Source organism: Pedobacter sp. AK013 (assembly GCF_014205835.1).
Lineage (GTDB): Bacteria > Bacteroidota > Bacteroidia > Sphingobacteriales > Sphingobacteriaceae > Pedobacter.
Map to the genome: position 1 here is coordinate 92,571 of NZ_JACHCQ010000013.1, position 21,434 is coordinate 114,004.

Annotated in this window: 15 protein-coding genes; 12 read left to right on the plus strand and 3 right to left on the minus strand. The window is 39.0% G+C overall.

Features of this window, described 5'->3' with window-relative positions:
* Positions 1-10 precede the first annotated feature (10 nt).
* The 8 genes from HDC90_RS10810 (at position 11) to HDC90_RS10845 (ending at position 12,973) form a co-directional block, all read left to right on the plus strand.
* Positions 11-2,383: a phosphocholine-specific phospholipase C gene (locus tag HDC90_RS10810; RefSeq protein ID WP_184466186.1), complete on the plus strand. Its 2,373-nt coding sequence runs from the start codon at positions 11-13 to the stop codon at positions 2,381-2,383.
* A 107-nt stretch (positions 2,384-2,490) separates the two neighbouring features.
* Positions 2,491-5,355: a two-component regulator propeller domain-containing protein gene (locus tag HDC90_RS10815; RefSeq protein WP_184466188.1), complete on the plus strand. Its 2,865-nt coding sequence runs from the start codon at positions 2,491-2,493 to the stop codon at positions 5,353-5,355.
* A 36-nt stretch (positions 5,356-5,391) separates the two neighbouring features.
* Entirely contained in the window at positions 5,392-6,018 is a 627-nt protein-coding gene (locus tag HDC90_RS10820) for a response regulator transcription factor (protein ID WP_184466190.1), read from the plus strand.
* Positions 6,019-6,123: 105 nt separating this feature from the next.
* Positions 6,124-6,489, plus strand: coding sequence for a VOC family protein (locus HDC90_RS10825; protein WP_184466192.1), 366 nt, complete (start codon positions 6,124-6,126; stop codon positions 6,487-6,489).
* A gap of 4 nt (positions 6,490-6,493) precedes the next feature.
* Positions 6,494-7,360 (plus strand): AraC family transcriptional regulator, encoded by an 867-nt coding sequence (locus HDC90_RS10830; protein WP_184466194.1) that lies wholly within the window; start codon positions 6,494-6,496, stop codon positions 7,358-7,360.
* 290 nt (positions 7,361-7,650) lie between these two features.
* Positions 7,651-10,827 carry a SusC/RagA family TonB-linked outer membrane protein gene (locus tag HDC90_RS10835; protein WP_184466196.1) on the plus strand — a complete coding sequence of 1,059 codons (3,177 nt, stop codon included), beginning with the start codon at positions 7,651-7,653 and terminating at the stop codon, positions 10,825-10,827.
* Positions 10,828-10,838: 11 nt separating this feature from the next.
* Entirely contained in the window at positions 10,839-12,347 is a 1,509-nt protein-coding gene (locus tag HDC90_RS10840; protein WP_184466198.1) for a RagB/SusD family nutrient uptake outer membrane protein, read from the plus strand.
* Between the two features lie 161 nt (positions 12,348-12,508).
* On the plus strand, positions 12,509-12,973 hold the full coding sequence (locus HDC90_RS10845) for a nuclear transport factor 2 family protein (RefSeq protein WP_184466218.1): 465 nt from the start codon (positions 12,509-12,511) through the stop codon (positions 12,971-12,973).
* 224 nt (positions 12,974-13,197) lie between these two features.
* Here HDC90_RS10845 and HDC90_RS10850 read toward each other — a convergent pair whose 3' ends face one another.
* From HDC90_RS10850 to HDC90_RS10860, 3 genes are all read right to left on the minus strand, one after another.
* Positions 13,198-13,767 carry a DUF2911 domain-containing protein gene (locus HDC90_RS10850; protein WP_184466220.1) on the minus strand — a complete coding sequence of 190 codons (570 nt, stop codon included), beginning with the start codon at positions 13,765-13,767 and terminating at the stop codon, positions 13,198-13,200.
* Positions 13,768-13,900: 133 nt separating this feature from the next.
* Positions 13,901-14,086: a hypothetical protein gene (locus HDC90_RS10855; RefSeq protein WP_025141696.1), complete on the minus strand. Its 186-nt coding sequence runs from the start codon at positions 14,084-14,086 to the stop codon at positions 13,901-13,903.
* A 71-nt stretch (positions 14,087-14,157) separates the two neighbouring features.
* Positions 14,158-16,662 carry a glycoside hydrolase family 9 protein gene (locus HDC90_RS10860; RefSeq protein WP_184466222.1) on the minus strand — a complete coding sequence of 835 codons (2,505 nt, stop codon included), beginning with the start codon at positions 16,660-16,662 and terminating at the stop codon, positions 14,158-14,160.
* Between the two features lie 116 nt (positions 16,663-16,778).
* Here HDC90_RS10860 and HDC90_RS10865 point away from each other — a divergent pair, with 116 nt between their 5' ends.
* Genes HDC90_RS10865 through HDC90_RS10880 form a run of 4 tightly spaced genes read left to right on the plus strand, consistent with a single transcriptional unit; the run spans position 16,779 to position 21,365 of the window.
* On the plus strand, positions 16,779-17,405 hold the full coding sequence (locus HDC90_RS10865; RefSeq protein WP_184466224.1) for a TetR/AcrR family transcriptional regulator: 627 nt from the start codon (positions 16,779-16,781) through the stop codon (positions 17,403-17,405).
* Positions 17,402-18,721 carry a TolC family protein gene (locus tag HDC90_RS10870; protein ID WP_184466226.1) on the plus strand — a complete coding sequence of 440 codons (1,320 nt, stop codon included), beginning with the start codon at positions 17,402-17,404 and terminating at the stop codon, positions 18,719-18,721. Before HDC90_RS10865 ends, HDC90_RS10870 begins: the two co-directional genes overlap by 4 nt.
* Before the next feature lie 8 nt (positions 18,722-18,729).
* Positions 18,730-19,809 (plus strand): HlyD family secretion protein, encoded by a 1,080-nt coding sequence (locus tag HDC90_RS10875; RefSeq protein WP_184466228.1) that lies wholly within the window; start codon positions 18,730-18,732, stop codon positions 19,807-19,809.
* Between the two features lie 8 nt (positions 19,810-19,817).
* The gene (locus HDC90_RS10880; RefSeq protein WP_184466230.1) at positions 19,818-21,365 is read left to right on the plus strand and encodes a DHA2 family efflux MFS transporter permease subunit; all 1,548 of its coding nucleotides are present in this window, start codon (positions 19,818-19,820) and stop codon (positions 21,363-21,365) included.
* Positions 21,366-21,434 lie beyond the last annotated feature (69 nt).

The following is a 21,434-nucleotide window of genomic DNA, read 5'->3' on the forward strand; positions in this document are numbered from 1 at the left end:
TGTATAATTTATGGACTCACGTAGAGAATTTCTAAAAAAAGCGGCCTTGTTTGCCGGAGCCACTGGTATGGCCAATACCTTGCCCAGTTCGGTGCTAAAAGCCATGTCGATTAACCCTGAACCGGGTAGCACATTTTACGATGCAGAACACATTGTTTTTCTGATGCAGGAAAACAGATCGTTCGATCATATGTTCGGTAAAATGAAAGGTGTGCGGGGGTTTAATGATCCCCATCCACACATTCAGCCTGATGGAAACAAAGTTTGGTTGCAGAAAGACGGGCAAGGATATACCTATGCCCCTTTTCATGTAGACATTAACAAAACCAAAATCACCTGGCAAGGCGGTTTACCACATTCGTGGAATGACCAGGTTGCTGCGCGAAATGGTGGCCGTTATGATAAATGGCTGCCCGTTAAAACACCAATGACATTGGCTTATTATGATCGGAATGATATTCCTTTCTATTATGCCATGGCCGATGCTTTTACCATTTGCGATCAGCATTTTTGCTCATCGCTAACCGGTACAACGCCAAACAGACTGTTCTTTTTTACAGGAACTGTTCGCGGAGAAAAAAGTGCAAACCGGGTTGCGGTGGTCAATAACGATCAGGCCGAATCGCAAAATAATGTATTCGTAGATTGGCCAACCTTTCAGGAAACATTAGAAGATAATGGCATCGATTGGCGCATTTACCAAAACGAATTGTGGACCTCCAAACTTCCGGCAGGCGAAATAGATGATTGGTTGGGTAATTACGGCGATAATCCTGTAGAATACGTCAGCAGGCACAACGTTAAATTATCTGCTTACTTTCGAAAAAATGGCGATAATACCGTTAAACCGGCTTTAACCGCAAAAGAGGTTCAGGAGAAATACGATAAATTATCCCAAAAGGAAAAAAACTTAGTAGATAAAGCATTTACGACCAACATTTCTCAAAAAGATTATCTTGATCTTGAACCATTTACTTTTAAGAATGACCAAGGGAAGTTTGAAACGATTAATGTGCCTAAAGGCGATATTTTTCATCAGTTTAGAAAAGACGTAGACAGCGGAAAATTACCAACGGTTTCGTGGTTGGTTGCGCCTCAACGTTTTTCTGATCATACCAGCTCGCCTTTGTATGGAACCTGGTATGTAAGCGAAGCCCTGGACATTTTAACCAAAAACCCAGAGGTATGGAAAAAAACAATTTTTGTTTTAACGTACGATGAAAATGATGGGTACTTCGATCATCAGCCTCCTTTCGTGGTACCAAACCCTGATGATCCAACCAGCGGAAAGGTATCTGAAGGAATAAACTATGCCACTGATTTTGAAGCAAGAAAGGGAAGTCCGATCGGCTTGGGCTATCGTGTACCATTGGTTATTGCCTCACCCTGGAGCAAGGGTGGTTTTGTAAACTCGCAGGTTTTCGATCATACTTCATCATTAATGTTTATGGAAAAATGGCTGGCAAAAAAAACAGGTAAAACCATTAAAAGCAACAACATTAGCGATTGGCGAAGGAATATTTGCGGCGATTTAACCTCAGTATTTAGGCCATATAATGGAGAAGAAATCAAATCCCCGGAACCGCTAAAACGTGATGTTGTGGTAACCAATATCGGTAATGCTAAAAATAAGCCTGCCCAGGTTGGTCCTACTGCACTCAATAAAACTGAAGTTGCAAAAATAAATAAATTCGAAGCCTTTTCTTCTGAAACATCTAGTCATGCCCCTAAGCAAGAGCATGGAACCAAGCATGCTTGTGCCCTGCCTTATCATTTAACGGTTGATGCAAATCTGGTTAACAATGAATTAGCACTTACTTTTCAATCGGCAAAAACCTTGTTCGGTAGCGAAATAGAAACCGTTGGCGCACCTTTCAACATGAGTACCATTTCCAAATTTAAAGGTGTTGCGGGCAAAACATGGGCTTATGCGGTAAAAGCTGGCGATGTGTTAAAAGACAGCATTAAACTGGATGATTTTGATAACGAAGTTTATGATCTTACAATAAGTGGTCCGAATGGTTTTTACAGGCATTTTACAGGCAGCAAAAAAAATCCTTCCGTTATTGTAAAAGCACATCCGGAGCAAGCTGGTTTGGTAACCAAAAAACTTACAGGTACCCTGGTTTTCGCTATCGAGAACAAGGGCGCCAGTTTAGTTACGCTTCAAATTGTAGATAACAAATACAAATCGGGGAGCAAAACGGTAACAATCAGACCAAAATCGAGTGCAAATATTTCATTTAACCTGGTTAAAAATGCAAATTGGTACGATTTCAGTATTGTGCAGACCGGCAATACCACATTTAAACACCGTTATGCAGGTAAAATAGAAACAGGAGAAATTACCCAAACCGATCCATACATGGGCAACGCATCATAAATATCCCCCCAAAAGGGGGATGGCTTTTGAAAGAAATTATGCTTATTTTGTATTACATGTGCAGTAAACTGTCTATAATCAAGATAAATTTCATAGTTTCTTTCATTTTGCTTTTTAGCCTTAAGCTATCGGCCCAAAGCTATAATTTTACCAATTACAGCTTAAAGGATGGCTTACCTCAATCGCAGGTTATGGTAATTTATCAGGCAAAAGACAGGACGCTTTGGCTTGGCACATTTGGCGGGGTAAGTAATTTCGACGGCAGGCAATTTACATCGTACAGCAAAGCTGATGGGTTAGGATCGAACTCAGTAAACTGTATTGCAGAGGATAACCAGAGCCAAATGCTTTTTGGTACCGAAACAGGCATCAGCATCCTTAAACGCGGAAAAATAAGCACCCTGTTTTCGGGCAAAGGAGTAAGCCACCTGCTTAAAGACATGCATGGTGTTATTTGGGGAATAAGTGAATATAAGCTTTTCAAAATTGAAAAGGATAAAATTGTTTTTTATTCCATCGCCGGTAAAAAAATTCATACCATAAACAGCGATAGCGCTGGAAATCTATATGCTGCTGTATCAGAAAAGGGTATTTATCAGCTAAAGAATGATAACTGGGCAATCTACCAGGAGTTGCCGCCAGCCATTAATACTTTATCTATCCGGAAGATTTTATTTGATAAAACCGTAAGGAATAAAGCCTATCTCTTAACCGACCATAGCGGAATTTACGCGCTGGAGAACGGAATAGTTAAAACGTTTTTTAAAAAAGAGGGCATTGATACCTATTATTCCATCGCACAGGATCACCGTGGAAATATGTGGGTAGGTTCGGAAAAAGGGGCTTATTTTATCAATAAAAACGGCCTGATCATCAATTTTAACGGAGAAAATGGATTAAGTGATAACCAGGTTAACGAAATATTTAGCGATGCTGAAAACAATATCTGGATATCTTGTTTTAGTGATGGTATTTACAAATATGAAGGCGATGCTTTTATTCGCTACAATAAGTTTAAGGGCAAGAACCTGGCTTATCCGATAAGTGGAATAGCGGCAGATAAAAATGATAATCTATGGTTTGGCACTTTTAACAAGGGCGTTTTTAAGTATGATGGGAAAGATGTACAAAACATTGATATCCCCGCCTTTAAGGATAAAAAAATCTATTTCGTTTATGCCGATAAAGCAAAAAATATCTGGTTTTCCACCTATGGTAAAGGCATCTGGAAATACGACGGACAGAAATTTAGCCAGGTACTAAAGCCAGAGCGATTTGATAACAGCTCGATAGCTGAAGATGAGGAAGGGGGGATCTGGATAAACGGACTCAGGTCATCTAGTTATTTAAAGGATGGAAAAACCGAAAGAATAAGCGGATTTGATGGCTATCTATCGTGTATTTACCCATTGGGGAAGGATAGCGTATTTCTTGGCACCTCAAATGGCGTTACACTTATTAAAAATAAAAAGATAGATAAAACATTTCGTATCAAATCGCTCACCAATATTTACGTACTGAGCATTATAAGACAGGAGGATAATTTAATTTTTGCTACGCTTGGTGATGGGATCATCATCTGGAATTTAAAAACGAAAGCCATTAAACGTTATGTTGTTACTGATGGGTTAAATTCAAATGATATTTATAGTCTTGCAACCGATAAGCAAAATAATTTATGGGCCGGAACAGGGCGGGGGATTAACAAATTAACTTTTAATAAACAGCAACAAAATTATGAAGTTTTTAGAGATCATCCGCTAATTGTAGAGTGTAACCAAAACGCAATTATCAATTACAGAAACAGCATATTGGTGGGCACCATAGATGGACTTATTCAATGTAAAACCAATGTGCTTACGGAGAACAAAAAAAATCCTTTTATTCATATTCAACAGGTAAGTGTTTTTCATAAAAATGATCGGGCTGAAGATCTTTCGATCGATCTGAACGGAAAAGGTGATAAATTTTATAAGCTTAACTACAGTCAAAACCACATTTCGATAAGTTTTAAAGGAGTTTACCTCACCAATCCAGAAAGCGTATTTTACCGTTACAAACTGGTTGGGATAGATAATGATTTCAGTAAACCTGTACCCAACACGGAGATCGAATACTCGGCCATAAGGCCAGGTAGTTATACTTTTCAGGTTTATGCTATCGCAAATGGACAACAATCGAATATAGAACAGTTTAGCTTTACCATTGTGCCACCGTACTATGATACCGTTATATTTAAGATTGGTGCATTCTTGGTGCTTATATTTCTGATATGGCTTATCTTTTACCTCATTTTTAAAACCAGGGAACGCAAAAAACATCGGTTCGAAAAGTTAAAATTAAAAGAACAGGAAAAAATAAGAAAGCAAACTGCTGAAGATTTTCACGATGATATTGGCAATAAACTAACCCGGATTAATGTTTTATCCGAAATTTTGGATAAAAAGGTAGCCGGAACCGAGAAAGAGCAAAAAGAACTGATTAGGCTAATCAGAGAAAATGCCAGCCTGTTGTATACCGGAACTAAAGATATCCTTTGGGCGTTAGATCCACATAGCGATAATCTTTTTGAGATACTGATGCACATTAAAAATTTTGGAATCGATCTTTTCCAAAATACGGGCGTTACATTTAAAATGGAAGGCGTATTAAGCAAATACCAAAAGCTACACCTGTCAATGGAGTTTAACCGAAACCTAACGTTAATTTTTAAGGAGATGTTAAACAATGTGTTAAAGCACGCAAAAGCAAGCCAGGTTTTAATTATGGTTATTGAAACCGATCATGATACCGTTAACATCTTAACAACAGACGACGGCGAAGGTTTTGATATTGAAACAGTACAGAAAGGAAGAGGGCTAAACAATATTCAAACGCGCTGCAAGCGTATAAAATCGACCTTTCAAATTTCTTCTATTAAGGGGAAAGGCACCACTACAACAATTTCTACCAGAATTCCTGTTACAAACTAGTACTAAAAGCGTCTTAATTAAAAAACAACCACAAAAATGAGCCAGAATTTACGAATTGTTCTAATCGAAGATGACGATATTTTAAGAATGGGTTATGAATCGTTATTAAGCGATGTTGAAGATTTTGTAGTCGTTAACGCTTATGCATCCTACGATTTGGCCAAAAAACACTTAGATGCCGATCATCCTGACGTGATTCTGCTGGATATCCAGATGCCTGGCACCAATGGGTTGCAGGCTTTGCCATTTATCAAAAAAACTTTACCCAACGCGAATATTATTATCCTCACCGTTTTCGATTCGCCTGAATTGGTTTTCGAAGCCCTGACCATGGGCGCAGGGGGGTACCTCACTAAAAACTCAAGCGCATCGAAAATTATAGATGCTATAAGAGAGGTGAGCACAGGCGGAGGTGCCATGAGTACAAATGTGGCACGCATTGTAATGCATTCTTTTCAGAAAAACCTGAATTCTCCTTTAACTAAGCGCGAAACCGAAATTTTAGACCGGATTGCAAATGGACAAACAAAATCTCAAATCGCAAACGATCTGTTTATTGATCAGGAAACGGTAAGAAGCCATGTAAAAAATATTTACATCAAACTCGATGTGAATTCCAAATCAGAAGCGATTAAAACAGCCAAAGAAAAGCGCTTTATTTGATCTATGCCTGCATTCTGCTAAAAAATAATGCGAAAATCACCCTTTTTGGGTGATGCTTTGGGTTCAATTTCGGTTTAATTTTACATCATACAATTAAACAAGGAAATGAACCAATCTGCAAAATTCTTTTATGTGCAAGTAACGCAACTAAATGATGCAGATGCATTTTATGCCAACTGTTTAGGGATGCCTACAGAATCGACAATGATTTCTGAACAGGAGAAAGGAATCATGGTTAAGGCAGATCATGAGACCAATATTTTGCTATCGGAACAAAAGCATCAAAACCAAACCAATAAAATTGTATTAACCAGCGATGATTGTTTGGAGGATTATTGCAGGCTAAAATCGAGAGGGGTTATTTTTAAAAATAGACCAGCTTACTTAAGTGAGGGTTTAAGTATCGAATTTTCTGATCCTTATGGTAATCATTTTATCATATTGGAACAACGTAACTATAATGAGGATTAATGTTATGAAGTACGTTAAAGAATTAAGCAATAGAAATAAAATTATAAGCGAAAGCACCTGCGAAGCCCTTTACGAGCAACAGAACGATGCTTATACCATTAAATTTGTTTTTAACGGAACTGAGGATTGTGAAATTAACAAACGTAAATTTAGCATTTACCCCGATACTTTTGCGGTAGTAAACGCAGGAACAAATTTTAGCAGCAAAATAGACTCAATAAGTCCTGTAAATACATTTTCTGTTTCTTTTGGCGAAAATTTTATTAAAGATTTTTATCATACTTTTTCGAGTAGTAACGAAAGTTTACTCGATGGAAAAGAAGCACAGGAAACGCCTTCGTTTATGGAATCGCTATATCCGTTTTCTGGCGATATGCGTTTTAACGTACTGCATTTAAAAAGCCAGCTAGATAAGGGTTTGAAAGATGAAATGCTGATTAATGAATATCTGTACCACTGCCTTCTAAATTATTATAAAATTTATGATAAAGAGGTGGCGCAGAAATTAGATAAACTCAGCTTTATCAAAGCAAAAACCCGCGAGGAGGTTTTAAAAAGATTAACACTAGCTAAAGAATACATTAGCAGCAATTACAATCAAAATATAACATTAGAAAATATTGCCGAACAGGCATGTTTATCGGTTAACCATTTGCTAAGAACATTTAAAGAAGCATATGAAATTAGCCCATACCAATTTTTGGTGCATTTAAGATTAAACAGAGCTAAAAAACTGTTGCAAACCACCACTTATTCCTTAAATGAGATAGTAGGTTTAGTAGGGTTCGAATGCCCAAGCTCATTTATCAGGTTATTTAAACACACGTTCAATATTACCCCGCTAAAATATAGAAAGAGTAGGTTGAACTAAGGTATAAATAGTGATTTCTGCATATTTTGTATATCAGGATGAAACTATTTTTGAAGCTCTTGCAGGACAATTTGTAGAAGTTTTTTCCTGTTTAGGTTAATAATGATTAAAAAAGCAAACTGCCAGGATTGGGGTTTGCTTTTTTGCGTTTAAGGCCTATTCTGTCCAGAATGGTGATTTTCGCACATTTTCAGATTTTCACAGCACCTAAATTGCTTATTGATTTGGTTTCTCGCTCATCTGCCAAAAACCTATTGAACTAATTAATTACTAACTATTTATTCCCAAACATGAAACAAAAATTACTATTGATTTTAATGGTGGCGGTTTTGTCTTATTTTGATGCCCTTGCGCAAAATAGAACAATTACCGGAAAAGTGGTTGATGCCGATGATGGCTTGCCATTGCCAGGCGTATCTATAAAGATAAAAGGAACCACACAACTAACTCAAACCACCGGGCAAGGAACCTTTTCAATATCGGTACCAGCAAACGCACAGAGTTTAGTGCTAAGCTATGTTGGCTACACCGAACAGGAAGTAAAAATAACAGGCGAAACGCTAAATATTCGCATGGTCTCATCTTCTAAAAGCCTGCAGGATGTAGTTGTTGTGGCCTATGGAACAAGCAAGAAAGAGGCCATTACAGGCTCCGTTGCTACTTTGAGTGCCAAGCAACTGGATAATCGGATTATTACGAATGTTACCAACGTTTTATCAGGTGTTGCGCCTGGAGTAGTAACAACTTCCGGAAACGGTCAGCCAGGTAGTAGTTCGGCCATCCGTATCCGTGGATTTGGTTCTATATCGGCATCGAATAGCCCACTTTTTGTATTAGACGGTTCAGTTTATGATGGCGAGCTTGGCGACATTAATGCCAATGATATAGAAAGTATTTCTTTGCTAAAAGATGCATCTTCATCAGCGCTTTACGGTTCGAGGGCTGCTAATGGTGTGGTGATTATTACTACAAAAAAGGGTAAATCGGGTACACCAACATTAAATGCAAGCTACAATCAAGGTTTTTCTAAACGGGGCATACCAGAATACGATCGGGTTGGCGCATTAGATTATTATCCTTTGATGTGGCAGGCTTTAAAAAATAGTCTGGTTTATCCAGCCACAGGAACTGGCTTAAGCGAGTCGGCGGCAGCGACACAAGCATCTAATACCATTCAGGGCCAATTGGTATATAATCCGTTTAATGTGCCCAATAACCAGATAGTAGGTGTAGATGGCAAATTGAACCCTAATGCACAATTGCGGTACAATGATTTCGATTGGTTTAAACAAGCTTCTCGTGTGGGAAAGCGGACCGAGTTTAATGTTAATTCGAGCGCAAAAAATGAAAAAACAGACTATTATTTCTCTATGAATTATCTGAAAGATAATGGTTATTTAATTAAAACTGATTTTGAGCGGTTTAATGCCCGTGTTAATGCCAATACCCAATTACGGCCATGGTTAAAAACAGGGGTAAACCTTTCAGGAAGCTTATCGAACGGAAATTTAGCACAAGATGCCTCGACTGGCAGTGCAACAGCTTTTGTAAATGTTTTCAATTTTGCCAGAACTATTGGCCCCATTTACCCAATACATGCTTTTGATGCCAATGGCAATCCGGTATTAACCACAACAGGCGAGCAATGGTATGATTACGGAGGAAATCCGGGTGCCGTGAACAGGCCACAGGGCGCTTTAGCCGGTCGAAATGTAATTTACGAGACTTTGCTAAATGATGTAACGAGCCGTAGACTGGCCTTAAATGGTAGAGCATATGCCGAGATCAAGTTTTTAAAAGATTTTACTTTTAAACCGACTTTTAGTATCGATTTTATAAATGCCTATAGCAGCGAATACCGAAACCCGATTGTGGGTGATGGAAGTACTGTTGGAGGTTCATCTACCAAACGGAGCACACCAACGCAGAGTTATACATTCAATCAGGTATTATCGTACAGCAAAACATTTAGCAATCATAGTGTAAATGCTTTGGTCGGACATGAAAACTACGATTACGATTGGCGCAGATTAAGTGCAACTAAACAAAGCCAGATTTTAGATGGAAATACAGAATTCCCGAATTTTGTAACCCCTAGTGATGCAGGAGGATATAAAGATACTTACCGTGTGGAGTCTTATTTTGGTAAAGTGGGCTACAACTATTTGGAGAAATACTTTGTAGATGCCTCGATCCGCCGTGATGGAACATCACGTTTGTCTTCGCAATCAAGATGGGGAACATTTTTCTCTGCGGGAGCATCATGGGCAGTTAACAAGGAAAATTTCATGAAAAACATCGATTGGATCAGTGATTTACGCTTGAAGGCTTCGTATGGTGAGGTAGGGAATGATAATTTAATTGATGCAAATCTTGTTGAGCACAACAGCCTTTACTACAATTACCAGGCTTTTTACGAGTTAGGCTGGAACAATGGTAGCGAGCCAGGTTTATTATTGGCCACAGCGGCTACACCCGATTTAAAATGGGAATCGGTAAATACTTTTAATACCGGGATCGCTTTTGGTTTATTTAGAGGCCGCCTGAGAGGTGAGATTGAGTATTTTAAACGTGGCTCATCGAATTTATTGTTTGCAGTACCACAACCACTGTCAGATCCAATCACTTCTATCCGTCGTAATATTGGTTCGATGTACAATACGGGGATCGATCTGCAATTAAGTGGCGATATTTTTAAATCTGAAAACTTTAACTGGACTTTATTAAGTAATTGGTCTTGGTTAAAAAATAAAATCACTAAAATGCCTGCAGAAACGCCGACCGTAACCAGCGGAACGAAAAGACTTGAAGTTGGGCGCGACATTTATGCTTATTATCTGCGTCAATGGGCCGGAGTAGATCCAACAGATGGTTCGGCTTTATTTGAACCTAATGCTGGTGTAACAACCAACTTGCGTACGGTTAACGGACGTGTTTTAACCACCGATATTAACAATGCCCGTTCTGATTATTCAGGCTCAGCTATTCCAGATTTATATGGATCGGTTACCAACACTTTTAATTATAAAAACTTCGGACTATCATTTCTAATTACGTATCAGATAGGAGGTAAATTCTACGATCAGAACTATCAGGGCCTAATGGCTACTACCTATGGTTCTGCGCTGCACGTTGATGCATTAAACTCATGGATGACACCTGGTCAGGTTACCGATATTCCACGATTGGATATTGGTCGTTCTGGCCAGTTTAACGGTACCTCGAGCCGTTGGCTGGTTGATGCCTCTTATATTGCTTTCCGTAATGTAAATCTATCTTATACTTTGCCACAAAGCTGGATTAAAGGTGCAACTCTAAGCAGTGTTAGGGTGTTTGCAGCCGGAGAAAACCTAGGTTTAATCTCAAAACGCAAAGGAATGGATCCGACCGAATCGTTCACGGGTTTAAATACAACTAATTACGTGCCTTCGAGGATGATTAGTTTCGGAATCAATGTTTCACTTTAAAAGATACGATCATGAAATATAAAAAATATTTACTTTTTGCAGGTTTTAGTTTATTAAGTATTACAGCCTGTAAAAAAGATTATCTCGATACAAAACCAACAGATCAGGTTGATAATTCAGCTTTATTTACCTCTGCCGCAAATGCAAAGAATGCCTTAAATGGTGTTTACAGATACATGTTTGAGCGTTCTACCACCGTACCAGATAATGCGCAGCAAAACAAGCCTGGTGTAGGTGGTATCATGTTGTACATGGATTTTATGGGAGAAGATCTCGGTATATCCTCCTCAAACTGGTATACTTCTGATGGAGGATCGTGGATTAGTCCGCGCACCGATAACAGTACCATGTTAACGTATATGTACCGAACGTATTACCGTATTATCGGCAATGTGAACTACATTATCGATAATATTGATCAGGCCTCGGGCGCAGCTGCTGATAAAAACACAGTGAAAGCCGAGGCGCTAACCTTAAGAGGATATGCTTATTTTGGTTTGGTACAACTTTTTGGTAAACGTTATGATGCGGGAGCGAAACCGAACAACCAGCTTGGCGTACCGCTTTTATTGGCCTCAACCGATACCAATAAACCCCGCGCAACTGTAGAAAGTGTTTATTCGGCCATTGTTAGCGATTTAGAAACTGCTATTTCGCTTAATGCAACAGCCTCAAATAAAAGCCATGCAGGTGTTGCGGTAGCCAAAGGCATTAGAGCCAGAGTTGCTTTGGTGATGCAGGATTATCCTAATGCCATTAAATATGCTAAAGATATTGTAGATGCAAACCAATATCCGCTATTGTCTGTTACTGATTACCAGGCGGGCTTTAATAATGCTACATTAGGGGAGTTTATGTGGGCCTCTATGCCAACATTAGACCAGGGAGATACATTTGGGTCTTATTTTGCGCAGATCGCCTACAACGCCAATACAAGCTTTATGCGTGGAAATCCAAAAAGGATTAATTCGGCATTATACGATCAAATATCAGTTACAGATGTTCGGAAAAAGATGTGGGAACCTGTACCAACTACAGTAAATTTTCCGCTACCGGCTACAAATTTTGCCCGTCAGCCCTATATGAGCCGTAAATTTTCAGTTAAAGAAGTGGGAGGCCCATCCTTAGGCGATGTTCCTTTAATGCGGACTTCAGAAATGTACCTGATTTTGGCCGAGGCTTATGCAAAAACTCCTGGAAGTGAGGCTGCGGCCAGAACAGTTTTATTTAACCTGGTTAAACAGCGAGATCCAAGTGCGGTAATTTCTGTAAATACAGGGCAGGCGCTTATTAATGAAATTCTTTTTAACAGAAGAATAGAACTTTGGGGAGAGGGCCACAGGTGGTTAGATTTAAAACGTTTAAATCTGCCGCTGGATAGAACGGTTGTGCCTAACTATGTTTCTGCTTCTGTTGCCGGAACCTTAACTATACCTGCCGGAGATCTTAAATGGCAATTTTTAATACCTAGAGCAGAAATGGAAGCTAATTCTGGCCTCGCCGGACAGCAAAATCCGTAATAATTTAAAGTCCGAAGAAAGGTGGGGTTACCGTTTAATTAAGCAAATGATAACCTAACCTTTTCTTTTTATCACATTTTAGTTACCTCGGTATTATGGTGTTATCGGCATATTATTTTTCTTTATTCCAGCCGACATTTAATAAAAAAACACAGATAGTTATGAGACTAAAAGCTTTAGTGATTTTATTACTAGGTATTACAATCACAAATAATGTTTTTGCAGCTGAAAAACCAACTGCAAGCCACAAATCGGTTATCAATTATTATATGGACAGCTACATGAATTCTGATTATAAAAAGTTAAAAGCTGTTTTAAGTGAGGATGCCGTTTTTACCTCAAATAGGGATGTAAGGGTAATTAAACATAAAGCAAGTGATGTATTAAGCCAAATGAAAAAAAATGAAGGCGTAATTCAGCGAGATTGCAATATCAGTTCTACAATCGTTTCTGAAACCGACGCCCTGGTAATTGCACGCATCGATATTAATTACGAATTATTTGATGGTGCACAACAAAACTTTGTGATCATTGAGAAAGATAAAGAAGGCGAATGGAAAATTACCCAGGTATACAAAGTCTTTATAAGTAGCGATAGTGAGGCTAAAAAACTCGTTTCAAATTAGCATTAAAGCCCTTTTTCGCGTTAGGCCAGTTTCGATTAAAGAGCAAAAAAGGGTTATCGAATAAAGTCCTCAATCAGCATAGTTCAAAGATTTCTCCATTTCACTGCGCTTCAGTCGAAATGACGACTGATTTTCATAATTTGTTTAATGGGGCCAGAGGAAAAACGATTAAAACAATAAAGTCCCGGCAATAGCCGGGACTTATATTTTTCTTTCTTTTCGACTTAAAAGTTAATTGGTAATTCTACCTGCGTTCTATCCCAGCCAATAACCAGATTAGCACCGCCGGTAATTTCGGTAAAGGTTAACGAGAAATACTCGATCGGTTTAGCCAGGGTTTTAACCGGAACATTTACACGAACAATATCTTTAGCCTGATTGTAGGTAAAAGCACCCCATTTATCGGTCTCGCTATTTACAATAATCGTCCAGGTATCTTTGTTTGGGATAGCGAATAAGCTATATGTGCCCGCTTTGATTTTTTTACCGCCAATGCTTACTTTTTTGAAGAAACGAACCTCTGTACTTTCGTTGGCTCCAAAACGCCACACGTTTCCATACTGTTCTAAAACGCCAAAAATATCACGTCCTTTTTTCTGTGGGCGCGAATAAACGATCTTTATAACAGGTTTTGTCGGGTCTCCAGCCTTTACCTTTGGGGCATTAAGTGGAAAATAAACAATATCTGCAGGGCTTGGGTCTGCAACAGGAAATTTTACTTCAGCAGCAGGGGTTTGTTGGGCCTTTGCGCTGAAACAAAGAAGAGCGAAAACAACAATGAAGATATTTTTCATCTGTAGGTTTTTGTTTTCAGTAGCAATGAGCCATCATGATTTTACAGTTATTTGTAAAATCATGATGGCCTTATTTGCTGTGGAATTATTTTTTAATCCTTAAAAGGATTTAGTTGTATAAAGGGACTAAAAACTAGTATTTTCTTCCTTTTACGATAGCATTTAAAAATAAGCCTGCTGTTAACAAACCTAAAACACCACCTAACAAAGCAAAAATATAGTTTTGCGTAATGATTGCTCCAGTTAAAACTCCGAAGAATAAACCTAAAGCATAATATAACCAGTTGAAATTATTGCTGCTGTTCTCTTGTACACTCATGTTTTTTGTTATTTGGAAGCAAAGTTAATATTTATTTTAAATTTTAATTTGTCATTATGCCCAAATTCTAATTAATTATCAATCCTAGCCAATTTATAATCAGCCTTTTTCAGATAAGTAATCAATTCTGCCAACCTGTTGTAAAATTTATCAGTTCTTCTGGCATCTGTACCAATGTGCAGTAATAAGATAAAACCATTTAAACCACTGGGCTTTGTTTCATTAAAAGTAATAATCGATCGATATATTTCATCGCTCGACCGATAGCTTTTCCCCATTTGGGGATAGGTATAATCAGCGTTAGATCGTGTGCCGGGAGTGAAGTTAATTAATTGTAAGCCCAGGGCCTCGGTCCAGCTGGAGATGGTTTGATTATACCATTCGTATGGGGGTAAAAAATAGTGTGCCGTTTCTTTGTGAATTCCAAAATCTGCCACGGCCTGATAGTTATTATTTAAATCTTTTTCGAACTCCGTTTTGGTAACCAAGAGGCTGTCGCGTTTATTCCAATCGCAGTACAATAAATGTTTGTCAGAATGCGGACCGAGGTAATGGCCATCATTTTTTAGTTTTTTAATCAATGAATGAAATTTTGGGTTCCGATAAAAATTTCCGGTAAGAAAAAAAGACGCTTTAACTTTTTCCTGCGCCAGTAATTTGCTTATTTTTTCACCCCCGTCAGCATATTCATCACCCGTAAAAACCAGGTAGATTTTCTTTTGGGTAGAATCACCTCTGATGTTGGCACCAAGGCTATAGGTTTTATGAGTGGGTAGGGGATTAGCCTGCGCTTCTTTCGCTGCTAATAAATAAATCAGAGACGCTGTTCCATCCATTGTAGGTTCATTGGTACTATAATCGCCATAATCATCATGATAAACGGCCAAATCGCTCTGAAACTCGGCATATTCATCAGCATCATTTAATTTGATCCCAATTAAACCTTTATAAATATTGGTGTAAACCGGACCGTCAACCAGTCCGCCATTTATTGGATAATTCTTTAAATGGGAAAAAGCCGAATGCGGATCCGTTGGTGTATCACCCCATTTAGGCAAACCATAAACCATACTCGTTCCCCATGGATTACAGCCAAAAAGCCAGTCGAAATTGGCCTGTTCAAGCTCAGCGTAGGCTTTATCGCCACTTAAGGCTGCATACCAGTTGCATTGCATAGCAAAGGAAACAGTTAAATTGTTGCTACACCAGATAAAAGGAACGCCACGATAAAAGGCATTGTTTTGTGCACGGTTCCAAACTTGTTTTATTCCCTGCAGATAATAGTTGATAGCTGTTTTGTCCTTTAAATCTTGTTTGGCAATTTCGTAATGACCAAGGTTGATGAAAGGATAATATTGATAGTGCGCTGCTGTGTCTTTTTGTAGCCAAGGCGTGACACGTTCTTGCTGAGCATAGTTTAAGGCCAACATTATTTTCTTTTGGTCGATCTTTTCTCTTCCAAAATTGAATGATGTTTCAGCCAGTTCCATATCGTCAACCCAATTGTCTTCAGCATAAATGTACGGCGATTTTACGGAAGCCGTTTGCGTTACTCCAGGTTTTTGTAAGGCAAATTTATAGGCCGTTTTGGCTTTTTTAGCAAGCGTTTGTGCATAATGCCGATCACCTTCTTTAAATAAAACAGCCCCCAGATTAAAAGCACTGGTAAATTTAGCAGCAGTAGAGCTGGTTCCCGTGGTATTGTTCATAAATTTACCGCGTTGCTGCGGTTCTCCGGTAATAAAATAAAGCGGGCGCTCAAATCCTTTACCATATTGGCTGTCTTCTTTTGGTATTCGCATGCTAATGTGATCGCGGTCATCAGCCAATTGGTTAAACATGATGTTTTTTTTAGGGTGCATTTTCACCAGCCAATCCAATCCCCATTTGGCCTCGTCTAAAATATCTGCTCTGCCATTTTTTCCATCCAAGCCGTTTGCCTGTTGCTGATCGCCAAAAACCTGGGGGAAATCGCGGTAGGCCATTAATAGGTGATAAGTCGCATTAGCAGATGTTGTTGAATATTGCAAATAATCACTTGCATCGTGCCACCCACCAGAAGCATCAAAATGTGTACTGTCTTTAATGCCTGCTTTTGCACCATATAATACAAAGCCATCGTGGGTATGGCAACTGTCTTTAAGGTATGGGTTAAAGCCACTCCGTTGCTGGCGCATATACTGCAGGCAGAAATCAGCAGCACCTTTATATACATTATCACTGATCAGGAGCAGGGGCGAAGTAATGCCATTTGCCCGGATATAAAAATTCCCCAGCTTTTTAAAATCGCTAAAGTTCAACCTGGCTGTTTGCTTAAAAGGGCCGTAACGCCCAAAACTTTTAATATTAGTTGAGGTATAAACAATTTTATTGGTTTCCTTCTCTACAATTTCAAATTGGGCCGGCATTTCATCTGTTTTACTCGCCCATACTGCAACTTTAATACCATTGGTAGGGTAGCCCAGTAGATTAATCCTAATCCAGCTCTGCTGGTCACTTCTTGTAGTGCCGATAAATGAACACAGGAGCCATAGGGCAAGGATAAAAGTCGTTACTGTAAAGAACTTGTTTTTCATTATCAAGGATGATTATTTCATTTAAAATTAGGGTTTTATCAAGATAATGTAAAAGAAGTACTAAAACATTTGGAAATTAATCAATCGTTTGATTAATTTTGTGCCGTCAAAAAGAAATGAAAACAGAAAAAGTAGATAAAAAACAAGCCATTCTAGATGCAGCTGAAAAGTTGTTTTGCGAAACGGGTTATGAGGGAACTTCTACCCGTCAGATTGCTAAAGAGTCTGGGGCGAACATGGCCATGATAAATTATTATTTCGGTTCGAAAGAAGGTGTTTTTGTAGAGATTATGAACGAGCGGATTGCAGGTTTTGCATCTCAGCTCAAAATTATCAATGAAGATAAGATTTCGGCGTTGGAAAAATTACACAAAGTTATAGAGGGCTATGTAAATAGGATTATGAATAACACTGCATTTCACAAAATGATGCACCGCGAACTGTCTTTAACTCAAAGGCCCGAAATGTACGATAAGATTAAGGACGCCATGAGCCAGAACATGCAGCTTATCGACAGGATTATTACAGGCGGTATTGAAGATGGTAGTTTTAATAAGGTAGATGTGCGGATGGTAATTGCAACCATTATGGGTACCATAACCAATATTGTTATTGCGCCCCATAAGGTAATGTCGTGCTCTAATTTCGACCTGAACAATCCGAAGGATAAAAAAATTATTAAAGAGCGGGCAATAGCTCACTTACAAGATCTAACAACAGTTTATTTAACAACAAAAAGATGATACCCAAATCGATTAGATTAATGCTTGCGGCATCATTAATTCCGGCTGCTTTATTTGCACAGAGTAGTAAGGAATTAAATATTAACCAGGCAATAGAACTTGGCATAGCCAATAGTAAAAACTTAAAACTTTCTCAAAACAAAATTGATCAGGCTGCCGCACAGCTGGCGGTTGTAAAAGACAATGCATTACCAACCGGAAGTGCGAGTTTTATATACAACCACGCTGAAATACCAACCACTACCTTTGCTTTGCCAGGTAGCGAATCATCTTTTCACCTGCCTAAAAGAGCCGATGCTTTTGTAGGTACAGCAGCGGTGCAAGAACTTGTTTATGGAGGCGGTAAATTAAAATATGCAAAAGAATCTACCAAATTATTGGCCGAGGTTGCACATTTAGATGCCGATAAAAACAAAGAAGAGATTACGTATGCAGTAATCAATACCTATTATGCTTTATACAAGGTTTTACAGAGCAGAAAAGTGGTTGATCAGAATTTAGAATCCATCGCGGCTCAGATTAAACAGGCACAACGTTTCTTCGAACAGGGTATTGTAACCAAAAACGATGTACTGCGTTTCCAATTGCAGCAGGCAAATGTTACGCTAACGCAAATGGATATTGAGAGTAATAGTAAAGTGATCAACTACAATTTAGATATTCTTTTGGGTTTACCAGAAGATACCGAAGTTAAAATTGTTGATCCAACCATTGGCTTAAAAACACCAGGTTCGTTAAATGAATATATTGGGCTGGCAATGGCCAACCGTCAGGAGTTAAAACAACTTGATGTACAGAACAAAGTTGCTGATTTTAACATTAAAACCATCAAAGCAAATACGTTGCCTACCGTTGGCGTTGGTGCAAACTTATATTACATTAACCCAAGTGGCAATTTTATCCCGCCAACAAACCAATACTTAATGCCCATTACGTTAGGCGCAACGGTTTCCTGGAATTTCGGCAACCTTTGGACAAACAAGAACAAGGTAAGCGAAGCGAAAATTCAGCAGAGCGCAATTATCATTCAGAAAGATATATTATCTGATCAGGTAAAAACAGATATAAACAAAAACTTTCAAGGTTATCAGGTGGCCATGAACAAAATCCAGGTTTTGGAAACTTCAATTGCACAGGCTACTGAAAATGATAAATTATTGGCATCTAAATACAAAAACAATGTGGCTTCTGTTACCGATCGTATTGATGCAGAAACTTTATTGTACCAGGCAAAAATAAACTTAGAGATAGCTAAGGCAGACGCAGGTTTGGCTTACTATACCCTATTAAAATCAACAGGAAAAATAACGCAATAAATACAGCAATGACAACTGAAAAGAAAAAAAAGAACATAGTAGTACCCATCATTTTAGGTGTTTTACTAGTAATAGGTATAATCTTCGGGATTACAGAATGGAATTATTACAGCAAACACGTAGATACGGATGATGCACAGATTGATGGCGATATCAGCCCTGTTGTTGCCCGTGTTGGTGGTTATGTAAAAGACATTAATTTTGAAGAAAATACACATGTAACCGAAGATCAGGTTTTGGTTAAGCTTGATGATAACGATTACAAGGTGAAATTAGAGCAAGCACAATCTGGTCAGAAAGGTGCAAGTGCAGGTGTTGGTGTTGCACAATCGCAAATTGCAGCTACCCAAGCCAATACTGGTACAGCAAAAGCAAATGTTGATGCAGCAAGATCAAATCTTCAGGCTGCAAATGTTAAAGTAAATTTAGCACAAAAAGATTATAACCGTTACGAAAACTTAGTGAAAGATGGTTCGATAACACAACAAGCTTTTGATCAGGCCAAGGCCAATAAAGAGTCTGCAGAAGCAGCCAGGCAATCTGCTCACGCAGCATATCAGGCGGCGCAAGACCAGTACAATGCCGCAGTTAAACAGGTTGGTACCACACAATCGCAATTGGCGGTGAGCAGTAATGTAATTAGTCAGCGTCAGAGTGATATCGATTTTGCAAAGCTTCAGTTATCTTATACCGATATTAAAGCACCTGCAAGTGGTATCGTTTCTAAAAAGAATGTTCAAAAAGGACAATTGGTTCAGGCAGGCCAATCTTTATTCTCTATTGTGAATGATGGAAGCATTTATGTAACTGCAAATTTTAAAGAAACCCAGTTGGAGAAAATTAAAGAAGGTTCTAAAGTAGAAATCGAGGTTGATGCTTATCCAAATGAAAAAATTGAGGGAGAGGTGTATAATTTCTCTCCAATTACTGGTGCAAAAGGATCTTTATTACCTCCTGACAATGCTACCGGTAACTTCGTTAAGGTTGTGCAACGTGTTCCGGTAAAAATCAAAATCCATCCATCAAAAGAACTGTTGGCTAAGTTACGCCCAGGAATGAGCGTTAAAGCTTCAGTATCTACTAAATAATATTTAAAATGGCCGAAGTAGGTTTAAAAAAGTGGATTATTACGTTTACGGTAATCACAGCTTCACTGTTGGAGCTGATTGATACAACCATCGTAAACGTGGCAATACCACAGATACAGGGGAACCTGGGCGCCACGCTGGAGGATGTGGCCTGGCTTTCCACCGGTTATGCGGTAGCAAACGTTATCGTGTTGCCAATGTCGGGCTGGTTGGGTAACCGGTTCGGCAGAAAAAATTATTTTCTTACCTCCATTATTGTTTTTACACTTGTTTCCTTTTTGTGCGGAAATGCCACCTCATTGGGCGAACTGGTTCTTTTCAGGATTATCCAGGGTTTGGCTGGTGGTGGCTTAATCTCAACTGCACAGGCAATTTTAATTGAAACCTGGCCACGTGAAGATGTGGGTATCGCAACAGCTCTTTTTGGTTTGGGTGCGGTAGTAGGACCAACTGTTGGACCAACCATTGGCGGATATATTTTGGATATCAGTTCATGGCCATGGATTTTTTATGTGAACATTCCCGTCGGAATAGTCGCGGCCTACTGTACATACACCTTTGTGCGGGCCACTCCGAAAGAAGGGCAGGGTCAACCTGTCGATTGGTGGGGTATCGCATTATTGGCTATTGCAGTAGGTAGTTTGCAAACGGTATTGGAAAAAGGAGAGAGCGAAGATTGGTTTGCTACCCCATACATTACAGCTTTGGCGGTTGCATCGGTATTCGGATTATTGCTTTTCATCTGGAGAGAAATGAGTACCGACCACCCGATCGTAAACTTTAAAATTATGCGTCACCGGAGTTTTGCAGTGGGGATGTTTACTTCCTTTGTGCTGGGATTTGGGTTGTACGGTTCGGTATTTGTATTCCCTGTATTCTGTCAGAACCTGTTGGGCTTTTCGGCCCTGCAAACAGGAGAACTACTTTTTCCAGGAGGATTGTGTACCATTGTAATGATGCCTTTTATTGGTATTATGCTTAAGAAAGGTATCCCTGCACAGTTTATGGCTACTTTTGGTATGATCGCATTCTTTATTTTCTGTTGGATGCTGAGTAACTCCACCCTGCAATCGGGCACAGGCGATTTCTTTCTGCCTTTGGTAATCCGTGGTGTAGGTATGGCGCTTTTGTTCGTGCCGTTAACTACCTTGGCTATCCAGGATCTGAAAGGACCAGAAATTGGTCAGGGTTCGGGTTTGAACAATATGATGCGCCAATTGGGCGGCTCATTTGGTATTGCAGCTTTAACTACTTTAATACATATCCGTTCGGGTTTCCACAGGAGTGTTTTATTGTCAAATGTGAACGATTATAACCAGCCATTTATTGACCGTTTTAACGGTTTGATTAAAGGATTTATGGCAAAAGGACAAACTTTGTTTGATGCCAAAATTATGGCGGCAAAAGCGATGGAAGGAATTGTAACCAGACAAACGATGTTACTTACATATGATGATGCATATTGGGTAGCAGGATTAATTATGTTGTTCTCAATTCCGTTACTTTATCTGCAAAAGTTTAAGAAAAACGCAAACATTCCTGCAGATGTGCACTAAAATTTGCAAAGAAATGCCTTAAAAAATGGCAAAAAACAAAAACAGCCGGTGTATTTTATTACATCGGCT

Excerpts from the sequence above, each read along its gene's own strand:
- HDC90_RS10810 (WP_184466186.1), top strand. The coding sequence starts at position 11 with ATGGACTCACGTAGAGAATTTCTAAAAAAAGCGGCCTTGTTTGCCGGA.
- HDC90_RS10820 (WP_184466190.1), top strand. The coding sequence starts at position 5,392 with ATGAGCCAGAATTTACGAATTGTTCTAATCGAAGATGACGATATTTTA.
- HDC90_RS10825 (WP_184466192.1), top strand. The coding sequence starts at position 6,124 with ATGAACCAATCTGCAAAATTCTTTTATGTGCAAGTAACGCAACTAAAT.
- HDC90_RS10830 (WP_184466194.1), top strand. The coding sequence starts at position 6,494 with ATGAAGTACGTTAAAGAATTAAGCAATAGAAATAAAATTATAAGCGAA.
- HDC90_RS10835 (WP_184466196.1), top strand. The coding sequence starts at position 7,651 with ATGAAACAAAAATTACTATTGATTTTAATGGTGGCGGTTTTGTCTTAT.
- HDC90_RS10840 (WP_184466198.1), top strand. The coding sequence starts at position 10,839 with ATGAAATATAAAAAATATTTACTTTTTGCAGGTTTTAGTTTATTAAGT.
- HDC90_RS10845 (WP_184466218.1), top strand. The coding sequence starts at position 12,509 with ATGAGACTAAAAGCTTTAGTGATTTTATTACTAGGTATTACAATCACA.
- HDC90_RS10850 (WP_184466220.1), bottom strand. The coding sequence starts at position 13,767 with ATGAAAAATATCTTCATTGTTGTTTTCGCTCTTCTTTGTTTCAGCGCA.
- HDC90_RS10855 (WP_025141696.1), bottom strand. The coding sequence starts at position 14,086 with ATGAGTGTACAAGAGAACAGCAGCAATAATTTCAACTGGTTATATTAT.
- HDC90_RS10860 (WP_184466222.1), bottom strand. The coding sequence starts at position 16,662 with ATGAAAAACAAGTTCTTTACAGTAACGACTTTTATCCTTGCCCTATGG.
- HDC90_RS10865 (WP_184466224.1), top strand. The coding sequence starts at position 16,779 with ATGAAAACAGAAAAAGTAGATAAAAAACAAGCCATTCTAGATGCAGCT.
- HDC90_RS10870 (WP_184466226.1), top strand. The coding sequence starts at position 17,402 with ATGATACCCAAATCGATTAGATTAATGCTTGCGGCATCATTAATTCCG.
- HDC90_RS10875 (WP_184466228.1), top strand. The coding sequence starts at position 18,730 with ATGACAACTGAAAAGAAAAAAAAGAACATAGTAGTACCCATCATTTTA.
- HDC90_RS10880 (WP_184466230.1), top strand. The coding sequence starts at position 19,818 with ATGGCCGAAGTAGGTTTAAAAAAGTGGATTATTACGTTTACGGTAATC.